Origin of the sequence: Enterobacter cloacae complex sp. P2B (genome assembly GCF_014895985.1) — a bacterium.
GTDB classification, from domain to species: Bacteria; Pseudomonadota; Gammaproteobacteria; order Enterobacterales; family Enterobacteriaceae; genus Enterobacter; species Enterobacter bugandensis.
Window position 1 is genome coordinate 70,884 of sequence record NZ_JADBQQ010000025.1, and the last position, 17,606, is coordinate 88,489.

20 protein-coding genes and 1 other annotated feature are annotated in these 17,606 nt (G+C 53.9%); of the genes, 12 read left to right on the forward strand and 8 right to left on the reverse strand.

Annotated elements, in window-relative coordinates:
- Position 1 precedes the first annotated feature (1 nt).
- The 6 genes from rpsP to IM313_RS21050 all read left to right on the forward strand — a co-directional run bounded on the left by rpsP (position 2) and on the right by IM313_RS21050 (position 3,942).
- Entirely contained in the window at positions 2-250 is a 249-nt protein-coding gene (gene rpsP / locus IM313_RS21025; RefSeq protein ID WP_022649067.1) for a 30S ribosomal protein S16, read from the forward strand.
- 15 nt (positions 251-265) lie between these two features.
- Complete coding sequence (rimM, locus tag IM313_RS21030; RefSeq protein WP_028014127.1) at positions 266-805, forward strand: ribosome maturation factor RimM; 540 nt, start codon at positions 266-268, stop codon at positions 803-805.
- A 31-nt stretch (positions 806-836) separates the two neighbouring features.
- Entirely contained in the window at positions 837-1,604 is a 768-nt protein-coding gene (gene trmD / locus IM313_RS21035; RefSeq protein ID WP_003863138.1) for a tRNA (guanosine(37)-N1)-methyltransferase TrmD, read from the forward strand.
- A 43-nt stretch (positions 1,605-1,647) separates the two neighbouring features.
- Positions 1,648-1,995 carry a 50S ribosomal protein L19 gene (gene rplS / locus IM313_RS21040; protein ID WP_002914145.1) on the forward strand — a complete coding sequence of 116 codons (348 nt, stop codon included), beginning with the start codon at positions 1,648-1,650 and terminating at the stop codon, positions 1,993-1,995.
- A 132-nt stretch (positions 1,996-2,127) separates the two neighbouring features.
- Entirely contained in the window at positions 2,128-2,532 is a 405-nt protein-coding gene (locus IM313_RS21045) for a DUF2946 domain-containing protein (protein ID WP_045260864.1), read from the forward strand.
- A gap of 39 nt (positions 2,533-2,571) precedes the next feature.
- Positions 2,572-3,942 (forward strand): PepSY domain-containing protein, encoded by a 1,371-nt coding sequence (locus tag IM313_RS21050; RefSeq protein WP_192971724.1) that lies wholly within the window; start codon positions 2,572-2,574, stop codon positions 3,940-3,942.
- 2 nt (positions 3,943-3,944) lie between these two features.
- On the opposite strand, the gene IM313_RS21055 is transcribed toward IM313_RS21050, so the two are convergent.
- From IM313_RS21055 to IM313_RS21070, 4 genes are all read right to left on the reverse strand, one after another.
- Entirely contained in the window at positions 3,945-4,430 is a 486-nt protein-coding gene (locus IM313_RS21055; protein WP_028014123.1) for an OmpA family protein, read from the reverse strand.
- Positions 4,431-4,442: 12 nt separating this feature from the next.
- Positions 4,443-5,663, reverse strand: a complete 1,221-nt coding sequence (gene dgcN, locus IM313_RS21060) for a diguanylate cyclase DgcN (protein ID WP_028014122.1) — start codon at positions 5,661-5,663, stop codon at positions 4,443-4,445.
- Positions 5,656-6,117 (reverse strand): YfiR family protein, encoded by a 462-nt coding sequence (locus tag IM313_RS21065; RefSeq protein WP_370528543.1) that lies wholly within the window; start codon positions 6,115-6,117, stop codon positions 5,656-5,658. Before IM313_RS21065 ends, dgcN begins: the two co-directional genes overlap by 8 nt.
- Before the next feature lie 228 nt (positions 6,118-6,345).
- Positions 6,346-6,720, reverse strand: a complete 375-nt coding sequence (locus tag IM313_RS21070) for a DUF2799 domain-containing protein (protein WP_041908636.1) — start codon at positions 6,718-6,720, stop codon at positions 6,346-6,348.
- 213 nt (positions 6,721-6,933) lie between these two features.
- On the opposite strand from IM313_RS21070, the gene aroF reads away from it, so the two are divergent.
- Genes aroF through IM313_RS21085 form a run of 3 tightly spaced genes read left to right on the forward strand, consistent with a single transcriptional unit; the run spans position 6,934 to position 10,069 of the window.
- Positions 6,934-8,004 carry a 3-deoxy-7-phosphoheptulonate synthase AroF gene (gene aroF, locus IM313_RS21075; protein ID WP_041908638.1) on the forward strand — a complete coding sequence of 357 codons (1,071 nt, stop codon included), beginning with the start codon at positions 6,934-6,936 and terminating at the stop codon, positions 8,002-8,004.
- Positions 8,005-8,014: 10 nt separating this feature from the next.
- On the forward strand, positions 8,015-9,136 hold the full coding sequence (tyrA, locus tag IM313_RS21080; protein WP_028014119.1) for a bifunctional chorismate mutase/prephenate dehydrogenase: 1,122 nt from the start codon (positions 8,015-8,017) through the stop codon (positions 9,134-9,136).
- A 60-nt stretch (positions 9,137-9,196) separates the two neighbouring features.
- Positions 9,197-10,069 carry an SMP-30/gluconolactonase/LRE family protein gene (locus tag IM313_RS21085; RefSeq protein WP_192971725.1) on the forward strand — a complete coding sequence of 291 codons (873 nt, stop codon included), beginning with the start codon at positions 9,197-9,199 and terminating at the stop codon, positions 10,067-10,069.
- Here the strand turns inward: IM313_RS21085 and pheA are convergent.
- From pheA to bamD, 4 genes are all read right to left on the reverse strand, one after another.
- A complete protein-coding gene (gene pheA / locus IM313_RS21090; RefSeq protein WP_028014117.1) occupies positions 10,066-11,226 on the reverse strand; it encodes a bifunctional chorismate mutase/prephenate dehydratase in 1,161 nt (386 codons plus the stop codon). The genes IM313_RS21085 and pheA overlap by 4 nt on opposite strands.
- A gap of 30 nt (positions 11,227-11,256) precedes the next feature.
- Positions 11,257-11,382, reverse strand: a sequence feature (Phe leader region).
- Positions 11,334-11,381, reverse strand: coding sequence for a pheA operon leader peptide PheL (gene pheL, locus IM313_RS21095; protein WP_100249759.1), 48 nt, complete (start codon positions 11,379-11,381; stop codon positions 11,334-11,336). (Overlaps the previous feature by 48 nt.)
- Positions 11,383-11,485: 103 nt before the next feature.
- A complete protein-coding gene (gene raiA, locus IM313_RS21100) occupies positions 11,486-11,827 on the reverse strand; it encodes a ribosome-associated translation inhibitor RaiA (protein WP_003863162.1) in 342 nt (113 codons plus the stop codon).
- Positions 11,828-12,095: 268 nt separating this feature from the next.
- Positions 12,096-12,833, reverse strand: a complete 738-nt coding sequence (gene bamD / locus IM313_RS21105; RefSeq protein ID WP_023308867.1) for an outer membrane protein assembly factor BamD — start codon at positions 12,831-12,833, stop codon at positions 12,096-12,098.
- Between the two features lie 131 nt (positions 12,834-12,964).
- Between bamD and rluD the strand changes: the two genes are divergently transcribed.
- The 3 genes from rluD to clpB all read left to right on the forward strand — a co-directional run bounded on the left by rluD (position 12,965) and on the right by clpB (position 17,376).
- Positions 12,965-13,945: a 23S rRNA pseudouridine(1911/1915/1917) synthase RluD gene (rluD, locus tag IM313_RS21110; RefSeq protein WP_028014116.1), complete on the forward strand. Its 981-nt coding sequence runs from the start codon at positions 12,965-12,967 to the stop codon at positions 13,943-13,945.
- Positions 13,942-14,673: a purine nucleoside phosphorylase YfiH gene (gene yfiH, locus IM313_RS21115; protein WP_041908642.1), complete on the forward strand. Its 732-nt coding sequence runs from the start codon at positions 13,942-13,944 to the stop codon at positions 14,671-14,673. The genes rluD and yfiH overlap by 4 nt, the downstream gene beginning before the upstream one ends.
- Positions 14,674-14,802: 129 nt before the next feature.
- Positions 14,803-17,376, forward strand: a complete 2,574-nt coding sequence (gene clpB, locus IM313_RS21120; protein WP_028014114.1) for an ATP-dependent chaperone ClpB — start codon at positions 14,803-14,805, stop codon at positions 17,374-17,376.
- Positions 17,377-17,606: the final 230 nt, after the last annotated feature.

Here is a 17,606-nt window from a genome sequence, read left to right on the forward strand (position 1 = left end):
TATGGTAACTATTCGTTTAGCACGTCACGGCGCTAAAAAGCGTCCGTTCTACCAGGTTGTTGTGACTGACAGCCGTAATGCACGCAACGGTCGCTTCATTGAGCGCGTTGGTTTCTTCAACCCACTGGCCTCTGGCGCAGAAGAAGAAACCCGTCTGGATCTGGATCGTATCGCTCACTGGGTTGGCCAGGGCGCTACTGTTTCCGATCGCGTTGCTACGCTGATCAAAGCAGCAAACAAAGCAGCTTAATCTGTCACGGTGGTCATGATGAGCAATAAAGCACCTGTTGAACCGATCGTATTGGGAAAAATGGGTTCTTGCTACGGTATCCGTGGTTGGCTCAGAGTGTTTTCCTCCACTGAAGACGCTGATAGCATTTTTGATTACCAGCCCTGGTTCATCCAGAAAGCCGGTAAGTGGGAAGAGGTCGAGCTGGAAAGCTGGCGTCACCACAATCAGGACATCATCATCAAGCTGAAAGGCATTGACGATCGTGATGCCGCGAATGCGCTGACTAATTGTGAAATTGTCGTGGATTCGTCGCAGTTGCCACAGCTGGAAGAGGGCGACTACTACTGGAAAGACCTTATGGGTTGCCAGGTAGTCACCACTGAAGGTTACAGCCTGGGGAAAGTCATCGATATGATGGAAACCGGGTCAAATGACGTTCTCGTCATTAAGGCAAACCTGAAAGATGCATTTGGCATCAAGGAGCGGCTGGTCCCGTTCCTCGATGGACAGGTTATCAAGAAAGTCGATCTCGCTACTCAAACCATTGAAGTAGATTGGGATCCTGGTTTTTAAATTCTCCGGATAAACGGTAAAAGACGGCGCTATGTGGATTGGCATAATTAGCCTGTTTCCTGAAATGTTCCGCGCGATTACCGATTACGGGGTAACTGGCCGGGCAGTAAAGAATGGCCTGCTGAGCATCCAGAGCTGGAGTCCGCGTGACTTTACTCATGACCGGCACCGTACCGTGGACGATCGTCCTTACGGCGGCGGACCGGGGATGTTAATGATGGTGCAACCCTTACGGGACGCCATTCACACAGCAAAAGCCGCGGCAGGTGAAGGCGCAAAGGTGATTTATCTGTCACCTCAGGGACGCAAGCTTGATCAAGCGGGCGTGAGCGAACTGGCGACGAATCAAAAGCTGATTCTGGTCTGTGGTCGTTACGAAGGGATAGATGAGCGCGTAATTCAAACCGAGATTGACGAAGAATGGTCTATCGGCGATTACGTTCTCAGCGGTGGTGAGTTACCGGCAATGACGCTGATTGACTCCGTCGCCCGGTTTATTCCGGGGGTACTGGGCCATGAAGCTTCGGCAACGGAAGATTCCTTTGCCGATGGATTGCTGGACTGTCCACACTATACTCGTCCTGAAGTGTTAGAAGGGATGGAAGTACCGGCAGTGTTACTGTCTGGAAACCATGCCGAGATACGTCGCTGGCGTTTGAAGCAGTCGCTGGGCCGAACCTGGCTTAGAAGACCTGAACTTCTGGAAAACCTGGCTCTGACTGAAGAGCAAGCAAAGTTGCTGGCCGAGTTCAAAACTGAACACGCGCACCAGCAGCATGAACATGATGGGAAGGCGTAATACGCTCCCGAATATCAGTTTACCCAGGATAAGAGATTAAATTATGAGCAACATTATTAAGCAACTTGAACAAGAGCAGATGAAGCAGGACGTACCTTCCTTCCGTCCAGGTGACACCGTGGAAGTGAAAGTATGGGTTGTTGAAGGTTCCAAAAAACGTCTGCAGGCATTCGAGGGCGTGGTTATCGCTATTCGTAACCGCGGTCTGCACTCTGCATTCACTGTTCGTAAAATTTCCAACGGCGAAGGCGTTGAGCGTGTCTTCCAGACTCACTCTCCGGTAGTTGACAGCATTGCTGTTAAACGTCGTGGTGCTGTACGTAAAGCTAAACTGTACTACCTGCGTGAGCGTACTGGTAAGTCTGCTCGTATTAAAGAGCGTCTGAACTAAGATTCGCTTAAGCGACATCCTGTTAGAAAGGGCTGGCCGAAAGGCTGGCCCTTTTTTTATCCCATCGCACCTCTCGCATTAACCCTTTCGTCATAAATCATTTACAATGCTTGCCTCTTGAATGGAGGGGACGTGGATAACGTACTGCATCAGCCTAACCGGAAACGCGCAGCGGCATTGACCGCGCTGTTTGCGATCCTGCTGATCGTGGTGGCACCCCTTATCTCCGTCTCGTTGCAGAAAGACCCCATGAGCGCCATGCCGGGCATGCATCATGACATGAGCATGATGTCGATGGACGAGCATCACGGCGATATGCCGCACACGATGCCGGTTGACCATGCGGAGGCGTGCGGCTACTGCGTGCTGTTAGCGCATGTCCCTGGCGTGATGCTCGCGCTGATAGTGCTGCTCAGTATCGTGCTGCAGAGGCTTCGCGTTAAGCCGCCGCGTCAGGCGGTCAGCCACTGGCACTTTTTCCCCTGGCTTTACCCCGATACCCGCGCGCCGCCGCGGCAGTCTGCTTTTTCCCTTTAAAAACTCAATCGATAACTTTTTGCCTTAAAAAGGAAAAGTATGACTACCTGCACTCCGCGCGCGGCATGGGGAAACCTGCTGCGTCGCCTCCATTTCTACGTCGGGCTATTTGTCGGCCCGTTTATCTTCTTCGCCGCGCTGACCGGTACGCTGTACGTGGCGACCCCGCAGCTCGAGAATGCGCTCTACCGGGACGCTCTCCACACGAATTCCGTGGGCGAACCGAAGCCGCTGGCGGAACAAATCGCCACGGCGGAAAAGGCCGTTGGCTCAGATTTGCGTTTGCACGCCGTTCGCCCGGGGCTGGTTGAAGGTGAAACCACCCGCGTGATGTTTGCTGACCCGACGCTGGGGCCCTCGGAAAACCGGGCGATCTTTATCGATCCGGTAAGCCTGGCGGTGCTGGGGGATATGACGGTGTACGGCACCAGCGGGATTTTACCGCTGCGTCAGACCATTGATTATCTGCATACCTCTCTGATGCTGGGCGATATTGGGCGGCTCTATAGCGAACTGGCCGCTTCCTGGATGTGGGTGGCCGCACTGGGAGGGATTGCCCTGTGGTTTTATACCCGACCAAAACGCCGGATTAACAATCGCTTCCAGAACCGCCGTCGGGTGCATGTGACGCTCGGATGGATATTACTGGGGGGCATACTGCTCTTCTCTGCAACCGGCCTGACCTGGTCCCAGTGGGCGGGCGGGAACGTGGATAAGCTGCGTGCAGAGATGAACTGGCTCACCCCGCAGGTGAACACGACGCTATCCGGCCAACATGAGGTCGTGGATGAACATGCCGAACACCGTGGCCATCACGGCGGAATGGTGATGCCGGAAATGGCGATGGATCTGACGCGGTTTGACGGCGTGTTGAGCGCGGCGCGTAAAGCGGGGATTGATGCCAACAGGCTGGAGATCCGCCCGGCGAAAACAATGGATCGCGCATGGACAGTGACGGAGATCGACCGCAGCTGGCCGACTCAGGTGGACGCCGTTGCGGTTGATCCCGGTACGATGCAGATCCTCGACAGAACCCGATTCGAGGATTTCCCGCTCATGGCAAAACTGACCCGCTGGGGCGTGGATTTCCATATGGGGATCTTATTCGGGCTGGTGAATCAGCTGCTGCTCGTTGCTTTCGGCCTTGCCCTGTGCGTGCTTATCATCTGGGGATACCGGATGTGGTGGATGCGTCGTCCGGCACAGTCGGCAATGAATCCGGTGCAGACGCTTACTCAGAGCTGGCTGGCGCTGTCAGGGTGGGGAAGAGGTGTTACCGTGGTCATCAGCGCACTGCTGGGGCTGGCTTTGCCGGTGATGGGCGTGAGTCTGGCGCTGTTTGTTCTGATTGACTGGCTGCGCTGGCGAGCGGCAACAGGCGTGTCGCTCACCGAATCATCCGCTAAATAATCCTATGGCGCGCTGATAACCACTGACACCCGGCGGTTTTCAGCGCGCCCTTGTGCAGTGCTATTGCTCGCAATCGGATATTTTTGGCCTAATCCCCGGGTGGTGAGATTGCTGCGCGGGATATTCGCGCCCTTCGCCCAGGCGTCGGCCACGGCATTGGCGCGTTTTAACGACAGGGCTTCGTTGTAGCTTGCTTCACCGTAATTATCGGTATGACCGTCCATTCGCGCGTGATTCAGGCCAGTTTTCGCCAGACGAGAGGCCATGGACTGGATCTGTGTTTCACTTTCCGGACGCAGTCTGGCGTCATTCTTATCAAAGAGGATGGTGTCCGACATACCAAGCGACCAGTCGCCGTTCAGTTCGTTAAAACCGTATGACTTCATCGCCGCGATTTGCTCAGGTGTGAACTTGCCCTGGGGCGGCGACTGACAGCCAGCCAGAACCAGTGAGGCCATAACTAACGGCGCGAAGTATCGTTTTAACATAGTATTTCCTTCCTAACTTATTGTTTTTGTACGCTGGTTTTTGACCTGGTACATATTACGGTCGGCTTTCTCCAGTAATGCTTCAACGGACGCATTTTCCCACGCCAGAGCAAAGCCAATGCTGAGTGACATCGATGCTTTTTGTCCGTTATGCAGATCAAACGGACGGATAAACTGCTGCGCTAGCGCAGCACAAATGTGTTGAACCTCTGGTTCAGAATGCACCCCGTACAGCACCATGGCAAATTCGTCACCGCCAAGGCGGTAGGACTGGTGGCGTTTATCGCCAAATTCCACCATCCTGCTGGCGACTTCAATCAGCACGCAGTCTCCTGCCGCGTGTCCCCAGGTGTCGTTAATAAACTTAAAATTATCACCGTCGAGGAAGAGCAGGGCCGAGTTTGTTTTTGCCGAGGGGTCATTCATTAATGCCGCAATACTGTTACGAAACGCAGCGCGGTTAGCAAGACCGGTGAGCGGGTCGTGCATGGCGGTACGAAGCAGTTGAGCGTTTTTCGCCTGGAGCTTAAGCTGCCACTCCTCCATCTCGTCCAGCAGGCTGTTGAAGTCTTCTCCAAACTGATGGAATTCTTCAATGCGCCCATCTTTCACCCGACGGGAAAAGTTGCGATTGGTGCGGACGTCATGCACAACGTCGGTGATATTTTGCAGCGCCGTGACCATGCCGCGGTGCAGAGACTGGGTAATGGTGAGCGCGACGACGGTTGCAAAAAGAATACAGCCGGTGAGGACGGCAAACGACATCCAGATGAAATGGCTGATAAGGCTGTCACGCGCGGTAAGACGTATTTCACCTATCTTCGCGCCGTTGTGCAGGATGGGCTGCGCAACCGGAACGGGGAAAAGCCAGCGGCTGACCAGCGCCCCCAGCGTGTCGTTATTATCCTTCGGGTTCCAGGACCAGTAGGCAAAGCGCTTTTTATGCCCGTTGATGACTTCTGCTACGGCAAACTGCCCCTGCTTACCCAGCGCAGCGAGCGTTTCGTTGGCCGCCAGTGAATCGTTGAAAACCAGAGAGGCTTCAAGGCTGTGGCTCATTGTGGCGCCGGTTAATTCGAGATTTTTTTGCGCGTATTGTTTTAATGTTACGACCGAGGCAAAACAGAGCAACAGCCATATTAACGTCATTGTGATGATGACGCTTATCATGCTGTTTCGCCTCAGCGTTCTTTTAAAGGTCGGACGCTGCGTCGAGATGAAATCTTTATCCATGCTGCTTATTCCGTGCAAGCATCAATACATCCGGGTTAACCCTGACGCCACTGCGTGTCAACGCATCCAGATTGACGGAAAATCGCACCTGGCCACGATCGATTATCAGGCAAAAGGCGCTGCCAATAACACATTCCGGATTTTGCTCTGAGATTAATAGCAATGCTCTGCCCTGATATTGACTTATTAATTCAAGTTGTTTCGCAGGTGGTTCAGTCCCGAAATAAACAGCATCGCATGTCGCGGCCAGGGCTTCCCGATCGTTACGTACAATAACGGGGGTATAAGGTAACTCGTTATGCCCCTGGTTTTCGCTGAGCGCGTGCGTATAGTGAGAAGTGGCATAGATGCAGAGTTTAGGCTGACCGGAAAGCGACGGCCATCGCGTATAGCTCACTATGCCTGAGACAATAGAACGTACCGATTTATCTGTCTCCGAGAGCGCGCCTGCCATCGCCGGGCCCACCATAAGGAACAGCATTAGCACCAGAGTGAGTCGGAACAAAGAGTTCAAGTATAAATTTCTCACCAGAATCCGCCGTACCGCTCCGGAAATAGATGTCCTTAAGAGTTGCGGGCAGAATACCATTGTTTATCAGAACCGTCATTATGTCAGAAATAGCCCATGGCTGACCTAAGCTAAATCCTACAGTTGTTTATTTTCCAAAGAATAAAAGCAGACTTAATTAAGCCTGCTGGAACGCATACTTTCATCCATTCCTTTTTGCCATGACGCATGCAGTTTCGCTGCATTTTCAACAGTATCACAACTGGCTGGATAAGATTTGCCCGCTAATCCCCATGCATGAATAAAGCCTTCTTCACACACTTTCTTCTGACCATCAGCATAGCCGCGAAGATATTCATTACGATCGACGTGGGGGTCGTTAAAACTATCGGCCAGGGTCTGGTTATCTTTAACCGGCAGGCCATTTATGGCGTCTTCTTTACCCGCGCTGAACCAGTCCGGGCTCGTCCAGTTGGGCTGGAAAGTGTAAGGATTAATCTGACAGCCCGATAAAAACAGCGACAGCAGGACGAAAGCAATCGATCGCATAACCCTTCTCCTTTTTCTTCAGCATAGCCTGGCGGAAGAAATTTAGAGTGTAATTTAAAGTTTACGATTTTAGCGGCTGATTTTTGCCTTTATTGTGCGACTGTAAACTAATATGTACGTATTTTGGATTGAAATGTTTACTTTTTATGGTATCGTGGTTTCACCTCACTGAGGAAAACAACTATCGCAAACGAGCTTTACAGGATCGCTATCATGCAAAAAGACGCGCTGAACAACGTACATATCACTGACGAACAGGTTTTGATTACCCCGGATCAACTGAAAGCGGAGTTTCCGCTGAGCGCCGCGCAGGAGGCTCAGATCGAGCACTCTCGCCAGACCATTTCTGACATTATCGCTGGCCGCGATCCGCGCCTGCTGGTGGTGTGTGGTCCTTGCTCTATTCACGATCCTGAAACCGCCATTGAGTATGCGCGTCGATTTAAAGCATTAGCGGAGGAGGTCAGCGATAGCCTCTATCTGGTGATGCGCGTCTATTTTGAAAAGCCACGCACGACGGTTGGCTGGAAAGGATTGATCAACGATCCGCACATGGATGGCTCGTTTGATGTGGAAGCAGGCCTGAAGATTGCGCGTCGCCTGCTGGTGGAACTGGTCAGCATGGGGCTGCCGCTGGCAACCGAAGCGCTGGATCCAAACAGCCCGCAATACCTGGGCGATCTGTTTAGCTGGTCCGCAATTGGTGCGCGTACGACTGAATCGCAAACCCACCGTGAGATGGCGTCTGGCCTGTCGATGCCGGTTGGCTTTAAAAACGGTACCGATGGCAGCCTGGCGACGGCGATCAACGCCATGCGCGCCGCCGCCATGCCGCACCGCTTTGTCGGTATCAACCAGGCGGGCCAGGTGTGCCTGCTGCAAACGCAGGGCAACCCGGACGGTCATGTGATCCTGCGCGGCGGTAAAGCGCCAAACTACAGCCCGGCGGACGTGGCGCAGTGTGAAAAAGAGATGGAACAGGCGGGACTGCGTCCGGCACTGATGGTAGATTGCAGTCATGGTAATTCGAATAAAGATTACCGTCGCCAGCCAGCGGTTGCGGAATCCGTGGTCGCACAGATCAAAGACGGAAACCGTTCGATTATCGGCCTGATGATTGAGAGCAACATTCATGAAGGTAATCAGTCATCAGAACAGCCGCGCAGCGCGATGAAGCACGGCGTCTCCGTGACGGATGCCTGCATCAGCTGGGAAACCACCGATGCGCTGCTGCGTGAGATCCATAAAGATTTAAGCGGCCAGCTGGCGACGCGTCTGGCTTAAGAGGGTAGTTATGGTTGCTGAATTGACCGCACTGCGCGATCAAATTGATGAAGTGGATAAGGCGCTGCTGGACCTGCTGGCGCGCCGCATGGCGCTTGTTGCCGAAGTCGGTGAGGTGAAAAGCAAATACGGCCTGCCGATTTACGTCCCGGAGCGCGAAGCCTCAATGCTGGCCTCCCGTCGTAAAGAGGCGCAGGCGCTGGGCGTTTCGCCGGATTTGATTGAAGATGTTCTGCGTCGCGTGATGCGGGAATCCTATTCCAGCGAAAACGACAAGGGCTTTAAAACTCTCTGTCCGTCCCTGCGTCCGGTGGTGATTGTTGGCGGAGCAGGGCAGATGGGGCGTCTGTTCGAGAAAATGCTGACGCTTTCTGGCTATCAGGTGCGCATTCTGGAAAAAGAGGACTGGGCACAAGCACCGGAACTGATGAAAGATGCCGGAATGGTTATCGTCAGCGTACCGATCCACGTGACGGAGCAGATCATCGGGAAGCTTCCTCCTTTACCAAAAGACTGCATTCTGGTGGATCTGGCTTCCGTTAAAAACGGTCCTCTGCAGGCGATGCTGGCTGCGCATACGGGCCCGGTGCTGGGGCTGCACCCGATGTTTGGCCCGGACAGCGGCAGCCTGGCAAAGCAGGTGGTGGTTTACTGCGACGGTCGTCAGCCGGAAGCCTATCAGTGGTTCCTGGAACAGATTCAGGTCTGGGGCGCGAGGCTGCACCGCATCAGCGCGGTCGAGCACGATCAGAACATGGCGTTCATTCAGGCGCTGCGCCACTTTGCGACCTTTGCCTACGGCCTGCATCTGGCGGAAGAGAACGTGCAGCTTGAACAGCTGCTGGCGCTCTCTTCACCCATCTATCGTCTTGAGCTGGCGATGGTCGGGCGTCTGTTTGCGCAGGATCCCCAGCTTTACGCCGACATCATCATGTCGTCTGAAAATAACCTGGCGCTGATCAAGCGCTACTATCAGCGCTTTGGCGAAGCCATTACGCTGCTGGAGCACGGAGACAAGCAGGCGTTTATCGACAGCTTCCGCAAAGTGGAGCACTGGTTCGGCGATTACGCCACGCGTTTCCAGAGTGAAAGCCGCACGCTGTTGCGCCAGGCAAATGACAGTCGCCAGTAATCCAATGATGTATATACTGAAAGCCAGCAATGCTGGCTTTTTTCATTTTGGGGAACTGTCATGGCTGAACCGCAGCTGCTGTTGAACTACACCGGGCATCTGCCCGAATGCCCGACGTGGAGCGCAGAAGAAAATGCGCTTTACTGGGCGGATATTCTGGAAGGGGAGATCCACCGCTACCACCTGCCGACGGCGGAACATACCGTGCTTTCTTTCCACGAGGAGGTGGGCTGTTTCGCGCTGCGCGAGCAGGGTGGTTTTATCGTTGCGATGCGCACGGGCATCTGGCTAACCGATAAACACGGACTGCTGCGCCGCAAGGTGTGTGATAACCCCTCTAACCCGCAGCTGGCGCGTTTTAACGATGGGGGCACCGACCATCAGGGCCGGTTCTATGCGGGCACGTTCTGGGGGCCGGGAGATTACAACGGCGCCCTGCTGATGCGCATCGACAACGACCTGACGCCGAAGGTGATCCAGTGCGATATTCACGGGCACAACGGCCTGGCGTTTAGCCCGGATAAGCAGTGGATGTTTACCTCAGACACGCCCAACGGTGTGATCTTCCGTACCCCGCTTGATGAACAGGGTGAACCCGGCAGGCGTGAGGTGTTTCGTCAGTTTAAAGAGGGCGAGGGGATACCGGACGGTGCGGCGATGGATGTGGAAGGCTGCTACTGGAGCGCGCTGTTTGACGGCTGGCGTATCGCGCGTTTTTCTCCACAAGGGGAGCAACTGGAAGAATACCGCATGCCGGTGCGTTGCCCGACGATGGTCTGCTTTGGCGGCGATGATATGAAAACGCTGTTCATTACCACCACGCGGGAAAATATGGATGCGGAGGAGGTGGCGAAGTATCCGCTTTCCGGAGCCGTCTTCACCCTGCCAGTTAATGTGGCAGGGATGAAGAAAAGCCGTTTTATCGAATGCTAGCTTGGATCGACCGGGACGACGTTTTCGCTCGGATAGCAGCCCAGCACTTTCATTGAACGGGTAATTTCACCCAGTTCGCGCAGGGCTTTCTGCATGGATGCAGATTCCAGGTTGGCCTGGATATCGAGGTAAAACATCTCTTCCCATGGATTACCGTGGATTGGGCGTGATTCCAGCCTGGTCATGATCAAATTGTGGTTGCGCAGCACCAGCAGGGCTTCTACCAGCGCGCCCGCCTGCTGGCCGGTCGCCATCAGCAGCGTGGTTTTCGCCGGCACCTGGTCTGACACGTTGATTGCCTTGCGGGCCAGCACCACGAAGCGGGTAATGTTTTGCGTCTGGTTAGCAAGATTGCGTTCCAGAACCTGTAAGCCATACAGCGCGCCGCCCGCTTCGCTGCCGAGCGCAGCAACGGTTGGGGAGTTGGCTTGCGCTACTTTTTCCATTGCCGCCGAGGTGCTTTCGGTGTACTCAATTTTCCAGTTCGGATAGCGGTTCAGGAACTGGCTACACTGCTGGAAAGGCTGCGGATGGCTGTAGACCGTTTCGATCGTGTTCAGGTCCGTTGAACCGGAGACCAGCACGCAGTGATCGATAGGGATCGTCAGCTCGCCGACCAGCGACAGGCTGGTATGCTGCAGTAGATCGTAGACGTCGTTGATGGCACCGGAACTGGTGTTTTCAATCGGCACCACGGCGTAATCCGCCTGGCCGGTCTCAACCTGGTTAAAAATATCGGCAAATTTTGCGCAGCCGCTCTCAATAAACTCTTCAAAATGACGTGCGGCATACTGGCGTGCGGCCAGATGAGAGTAGGAGCCTTTAGGCCCGAGGAAGGCGATGCGCGCCGAGTGCGGGTTGGTTTTATTGAGATGCTGCTGGAGTAGCGCTTGCTGGGTCAGAACGGAATCTTCGATGATGAGCTGGAACAGCCGGGTGATGTAGTGGGCATCGAGGTGATGCGCTTTGCCGAGCTGGATGAGACGTTCCAGCAGATCCCGCTCGCGGTCGATGTCACGGACCGGACGATGGGAGTCCAGCTTAGCTTTGCCCACTTCAACGGCGAGGGCGCGACGTTCGGCCAGCAGCGCCAGTAATTTTTCATCCAGCGCGCTGATTTTTACTCGCAGATCCAGTAACGGGTTTTCCGGTGTCATAGTGTTGCCTGTCTCATTTTATCGTTATCAATAAAAAAGGCCCCCCGGTGTGGGAGGCCTTGTTGTTCGTCTTCGCATTCTTTATCACACGACGAAACGCCTCCCGTTCAGGGGAAGGTAAAAAAGAATGCGAAGAAGAACGGCGTAAGTTTCATAAAGTCATCCTGTGATTGATACCGTTAAAGTACCCGTACTGTTTTCACCCTGTCAATAAAAAACGCGCCCGAAGGCGCGTTGGCGGTACACTCAATTTAAAGGATTACTCTTCTTCAACTTCTTCCGCGAAGCTGGCGTCTTTCACCGACGTTGCGGCGCGACGGGCTTCACCTTTGTGTTGCACTTTATTGAGCTGCCGTTCCAGCTTGTTGATCAAATCGTTGATTGCGGTGTACATATCCTCATGTTTTGCGCTGGCGACCAGATGGCCGTTTGGAGTATTGATAGTTGCGTCAGCGATGAAACCCTGGGGCTCCTTGGACAGGATGATATGTGGATTAATCAAATGTGTTTGCCATTTATCCAGTTTGGCGAGACGGTCTGCGACGTGCTGGCGAATTGCCGGAGTAATTTCCATTTGTTTACTGGTAATGTTCATTGTCATAAATTTTACCTCTTGTCTTTCCGTCTTGGTGATTCCAGCATACCCGACCTAATGTCAAAATGTGTGATTTAGATCACGTTATTTTGTCGGTTTTTGTCAGGGAATCTTTTTTGTGAGGCAGGGCAGGAAGAGATGAGATTTACCTTGTGGAAGGTACGAATTACGGTCATAGTTGACGGGATGTGTTGAGGCTAAAGCGCTTCAGCGGATGTCTGAATTGAATAAAAAAACGGCAGCCTTCGGGCTGCCGTTTTGCATTGAAGCGATATCACGTGTTGCTGCTGTTCGCGGCGATGATTTTCGCCACTTTTTCAGCCTGAGCGGTCATCTGCATCTGACGGTAAGCATTTTCCATCAGCTTCAGGCCGTCACGCGTAGCCTGAGTATCCGGGTAATCACGCAGCATACCTTCTACGCGGTTAACCACGGCAACCCATGCGCCACGGCGGGTATAGTATTCCGCAACGGAGTACTCATATTTCGCCAGACGATCTTTCAGGAACACCAGACGTTTGGTGGCGTCGGTCACGTACTGACTGTTCGGATAGCCGCGCACCAGCTTGGAGAAGTCATTGAAGGCGTCGCGCGCATGCTGCGGGTCACGGTCGGAGCGATCTACGCCGAAGAAGCCCTGCAGGGCGCTGTCGTCCAGCGCCATGTTGGTCAGGCCGCGCATGTACATGACGTAGTCGATGTTAGGATGAGTCGGGTTCAGACGCATGAAACGATCGATAGTTGCCTGAGCCAGCGGCAGATCGGCATTTTTGTAGTAGGCGTAGATAAGATCTAACTGTACCTGCTGCGAATACGGACCAAATGGATAGCGATTATCCAACGCTTCCAGTTGCGTTATCGCCTGTTTCCAGTTACCGTCCTGCAACTTTTGTTGTGCAGTCGCATAGATTTCATTCGGCGGATTGTCAGGGACCTGTTCATTCGAACCGGAGCAGCCCACCAAAGCCAGGCTCAACGTGGCCGCTGCCACCAGATATTTCATGCGCGTCATGACGTTTTGACTTTCCTCAAATGTTTGTCCGGGAGAAACTCTGTTCCTGCTCCCGATTAAGACCAGCTACAATAGCACACTATATTAAACGGCAAAGCCGTAAAACCCAACGTTAAACAAAGAAGCAGTTTATGGCACAACGAGTAGAACTCACCGCAACAGTCTCCGAAAATCAGCTCGGTCAACGCTTAGATCAGGCTTTGGCCGAATTGTTCCCTGATTATTCGCGTTCACGCATAAAAGAATGGATCCTTGACCAGCGCGTGCTGGTAAACGGCAAGATCTGGGACAAACCAAAAGAGAAAGTGTTTGGTGGGGAAGCTGTTGCCATCAATGCTGAAATCGAAGAGGAAATCCGCTTCGAGCCGCAGGATATCCCATTGGACATCGTCTATGAAGATGATGACATTCTGGTGATCAACAAGCCGCGCGACCTGGTTGTTCATCCGGGCGCGGGGAATCCAGACGGTACGGTACTTAACGCACTTCTTCATTATTATCCGCCGATTGCGGATGTCCCACGTGCAGGCATCGTTCACCGTCTGGATAAAGACACCACCGGCCTGATGGTGGTGGCGAAGACCGTTCCCGCTCAAACCCGTCTGGTGGAGTCGCTGCAACTGCGTGAGATTACTCGCGAATATGAAGCGGTGGCGATTGGACACATGACCGCTGGCGGCACGGTAGAAGAGCCGATCAGCCGTCACCCGACGAAACGTACCCATATGTCGGTGCATCCGATGGGTAAACCCGCGGTGACGCACTATCGCATTATGGAGCACTTCCGTATTCATACCCGCCTGCGCCTGCGCCTGGAAACCGGTCGTACTCACCAGATCCGCGTTCACATGGCGCACATTACCCATCCGCTGGTGGGGGATCAGGTGTACGGCGGTCGTCCGCGTCCGCCAAAAGGCGCGTCGGATGAGTTCATCAGCGTACTGCGTAAATTCGATCGTCAGGCGCTGCACGCGACCATGCTGCGTCTTTATCACCCGATCAGTGGTATCCAGATGGAATGGCATGCGCCTATCCCGCAGGATATGGTGGAACTCATTGATGCCATGCGTGCCGATTTCGAAGAACATAAGGATCAAGTGGACTGGTTATGACCAAACTGATTGTCCCGGAGTGGCCGCTGCCTGCAGGCGTGGCCGCCTGTAGTTCGACCCGTATTGGCGGCGTGAGCCAGGGCGCGTGGGAGTCTTTAAACCTCGGCGCACACTGCGGCGACAGCCTGGAACACGTTGAAGAGAACCGCACGCGTCTGTTTGCTGCGGGAAATCTGCCGTCGAAGCCGGTTTGGCTGGAGCAGGTTCACGGCAAAGCGGTACTGAAGCTGACGGGAGAACCTTACGCTTCCAAACGCGCCGATGCTTCTTACAGTAATACGCCGGGCACGGTTTGTGCCGTAATGACCGCCGATTGTCTGCCGGTTCTGTTTTGTAACCGTGCCGGTACGGAGGTGGCAGCAGCGCACGCGGGCTGGCGTGGCTTATGCGAGGGCGTGCTGGAAGAGACCGTCGCCTGCTTCAATGATGATCCCGCCAATATCATGGCCTGGCTAGGTCCGGCGATTGGCCCTCGTGCTTTTGAAGTAGGGCCGGAGGTTCGCGAAGCATTTATGGAAAAAGATCCGCAAGCCATTGAGGCCTTCCTGCCTGCCGGGGAAAAATATCTGGCGGATATTTACCAGCTTGCCCGCCAGCGTCTGAATAATATTGGCGTAACGCAGATCTTCGGCGGCGATCGCTGTACGTTCACCGAAAAGGGTGATTTTTTCTCCTATCGCCGCGACAAGACGACGGGTCGTATGGCAAGTTTCATTTGGCTGATATAACCTAAAGAATCAAGACGATCCGGCACGTGCCGTTTTCTTTTCACATAATTCAGGTCATTAACCTTGAATAATTGAGGGATGACCTCATTTAATCTCCAGTAGCAAATTTGACCTGTTATGGGAGGAGTTATGCGTCTGGATCGTCTTACTAATAAATTCCAGCTTGCTCTCGCCGATGCCCAGTCCCTTGCACTGGGGCACGACAACCAATTCATCGAACCTCTTCATTTAATGAGCGCCTTGCTGAATCAGGAAGGGGGATCGGTACGTCCTTTATTAACGTCTGCTGGCATTAATGCTGGCCAGTTACGCACCGATATCGATCAGGCGCTGAGCCGTTTACCGCAGGTAGAAGGTACCGGCGGCGACGTTCAACCGTCGCAGGATCTGGTGCGCGTGCTGAACCTTTGCGACAAGCTGGCGCAAAAACGTGGGGACAACTTTATTTCGTCGGAGCTCTTTGTTCTGGCGGCGCTTGAATCACGCGGTACCTTGACCGACCTGCTGAAATCTGCCGGTGCGACCACCGCCAATGTGACTCAGGCGATTGAGAAAATGCGCGGAGGTGAAAGCGTGAACGATCAGGGAGCCGAAGACCAACGTCAGGCTTTGAAGAAATTTACGGTCGATCTGACCGAACGTGCCGAGCAGGGCAAACTTGACCCGGTTATCGGCCGTGACGAAGAGATCCGCCGTACGATTCAGGTACTGCAGCGTCGTACCAAAAACAACCCGGTACTGATTGGTGAGCCGGGGGTCGGTAAAACCGCCATCGTTGAAGGGCTTGCGCAGCGTATCGTAAACGGTGAAGTGCCGGAAGGGTTGAAAGGCCGCCGCGTACTGGCGCTGGATATGGGCGCGCTGGTGGCCGGGGCGAAATACCGCGGTGAGTTTGAAGAGCGTTTGAAAGGCGTGCTGAACGACCTGGCGAAACAGGAAGGCAACGTCATTCTGTTTATCGATGAACTGCACACCATGGTGGGGGCTGGTAAGGCCGACGGCGCGATGGATGCCGGGAACATGCTGAAACCTGCGCTGGCGCGTGGTGAACTTCACTGTGTCGGTGCCACTACGCTTGATGAGTATCGTCAGTACATTGAGAAAGATGCCGCTCTGGAACGTCGCTTCCAGAAAGTGTTTGTTGCTGAGCCAAGCGTTGAAGATACCATCGCGATCCTGCGTGGTCTGAAAGAGCGTTATGAACTGCACCACCATGTGCAGATTACTGACCCGGCCATCGTTGCGGCGGCGACGCTTTCGCATCGGTATATCGCCGATCGTCAGTTGCCTGATAAAGCAATCGACCTGATCGATGAAGCGGCGTCGAGCATTCGTATGCAGATTGACTCGAAGCCGGAAGAACTGGACCGACTCGACCGCCGCATCATTCAGCTCAAGCTGGAACAGCAGGCGCTGAAAAAAGAGTCTGATGAAGCCAGTAAGAAACGCCTGGATATGCTCAATGAAGAGCTGGACGATAAAGAGCGCCAGTATTCAGAGCTGGAAGAAGAGTGGAAAGCCGAGAAAGCCTCCCTCTCTGGCACGCAGACCATTAAAGCGGAACTCGAACAGGCCAAAATTGCCATTGAGCAGGCTCGCCGTGTGGGTGACCTGGCACGTATGTCTGAACTGCAGTACGGCAAAATCCCTGAGCTGGAGAAACAGCTTGAGATCGCCACGCAGTCTGAAGGCAAAACCATGCGTCTGTTACGTAATAAAGTGACGGATGCCGAAATTGCCGAAGTGCTCGCTCGCTGGACCGGTATTCCGGTGGCGCGCATGATGGAAAGCGAACGCGATAAGCTGCTGCGTATGGAGCAGGATCTGCATCAGCGGGTGATTGGTCAGGACGAGGCGGTTGAAGCGGTCTCCAACGCTATTCGCCGTAGCCGTGCTGGGCTTTCCGATCCAAATCGCCCGATCGGTTCGTTCCTGTTCCTGGGGCCGACCGGTGTCGGTAAAACCGAACTGTGTAAAGCGCTGGCAAACTTTATGTTCGACAGCGACGATGCGATGGTGCGTATCGACATGTCCGAGTTCATGGAAAAACACTCCGTCTCGCGCCTGGTCGGTGCGCCTCCGGGATATGTTGGTTATGAAGAGGGCGGCTACCTGACCGAAGCGGTGCGCCGGCGTCCTTATTCCGTCATCCTGCTGGATGAGGTGGAAAAAGCGCATCCGGATGTGTTCAACATCCTGCTTCAGGTGCTGGATGATGGTCGTCTGACAGACGGGCAGGGGAGAACGGTCGATTTCCGTAATACGGTCGTCATCATGACCTCGAACCTGGGTTCCGATTTGATTCAGGAACGTTTCGGTGAGCTGGACTACAGCCATATGAAGGATCTGGTGCTCGGTGTGGTGAGCCATAACTTCCGTCCGGAGTTCATTAACCGTATTGACGAAGTGGTGGTATTCCACCCTCTGGGTGAAAAACACATTGCGTCGATTGCGCAGATCCAGCTGCAGCGTCTGTACAAACGTCTGGAAGAGCGTGGATATGAAATTCACATCTCTGACGATGCGCTGAAGCTGCTGAGCGAGAATGGTTACGATCCGGTTTATGGTGCGCGTCCACTGAAACGTGCTATTCAGCAGCAGATCGAAAACCCGCTGGCGCAGCAGATCCTCTCCGGAGAACTGATTCCGGGCAAAGTTATCCGTCTGGAAGCCAACGACGATCGTATTGTGGCAGTGCAGTAAGTCACAAAACGCAAAAACGAGCCGCTTGCGGCTCGTTTTTGTTTAAAAACCAGGCGAAAATTGAGGTCTGGGATGCGTTTTGCCTGGAAAGTGAGCAGTCAGTAAATAATTTTCACTTTATCCTTGCAGCTTCGGAATAACTCCCTATAATGCGCCTCCACTGACACGGAACAACGGCACACACGCCGCCGGGTCAGCAGAGAACAGCGAAAATAAACGCTTGACTCTGA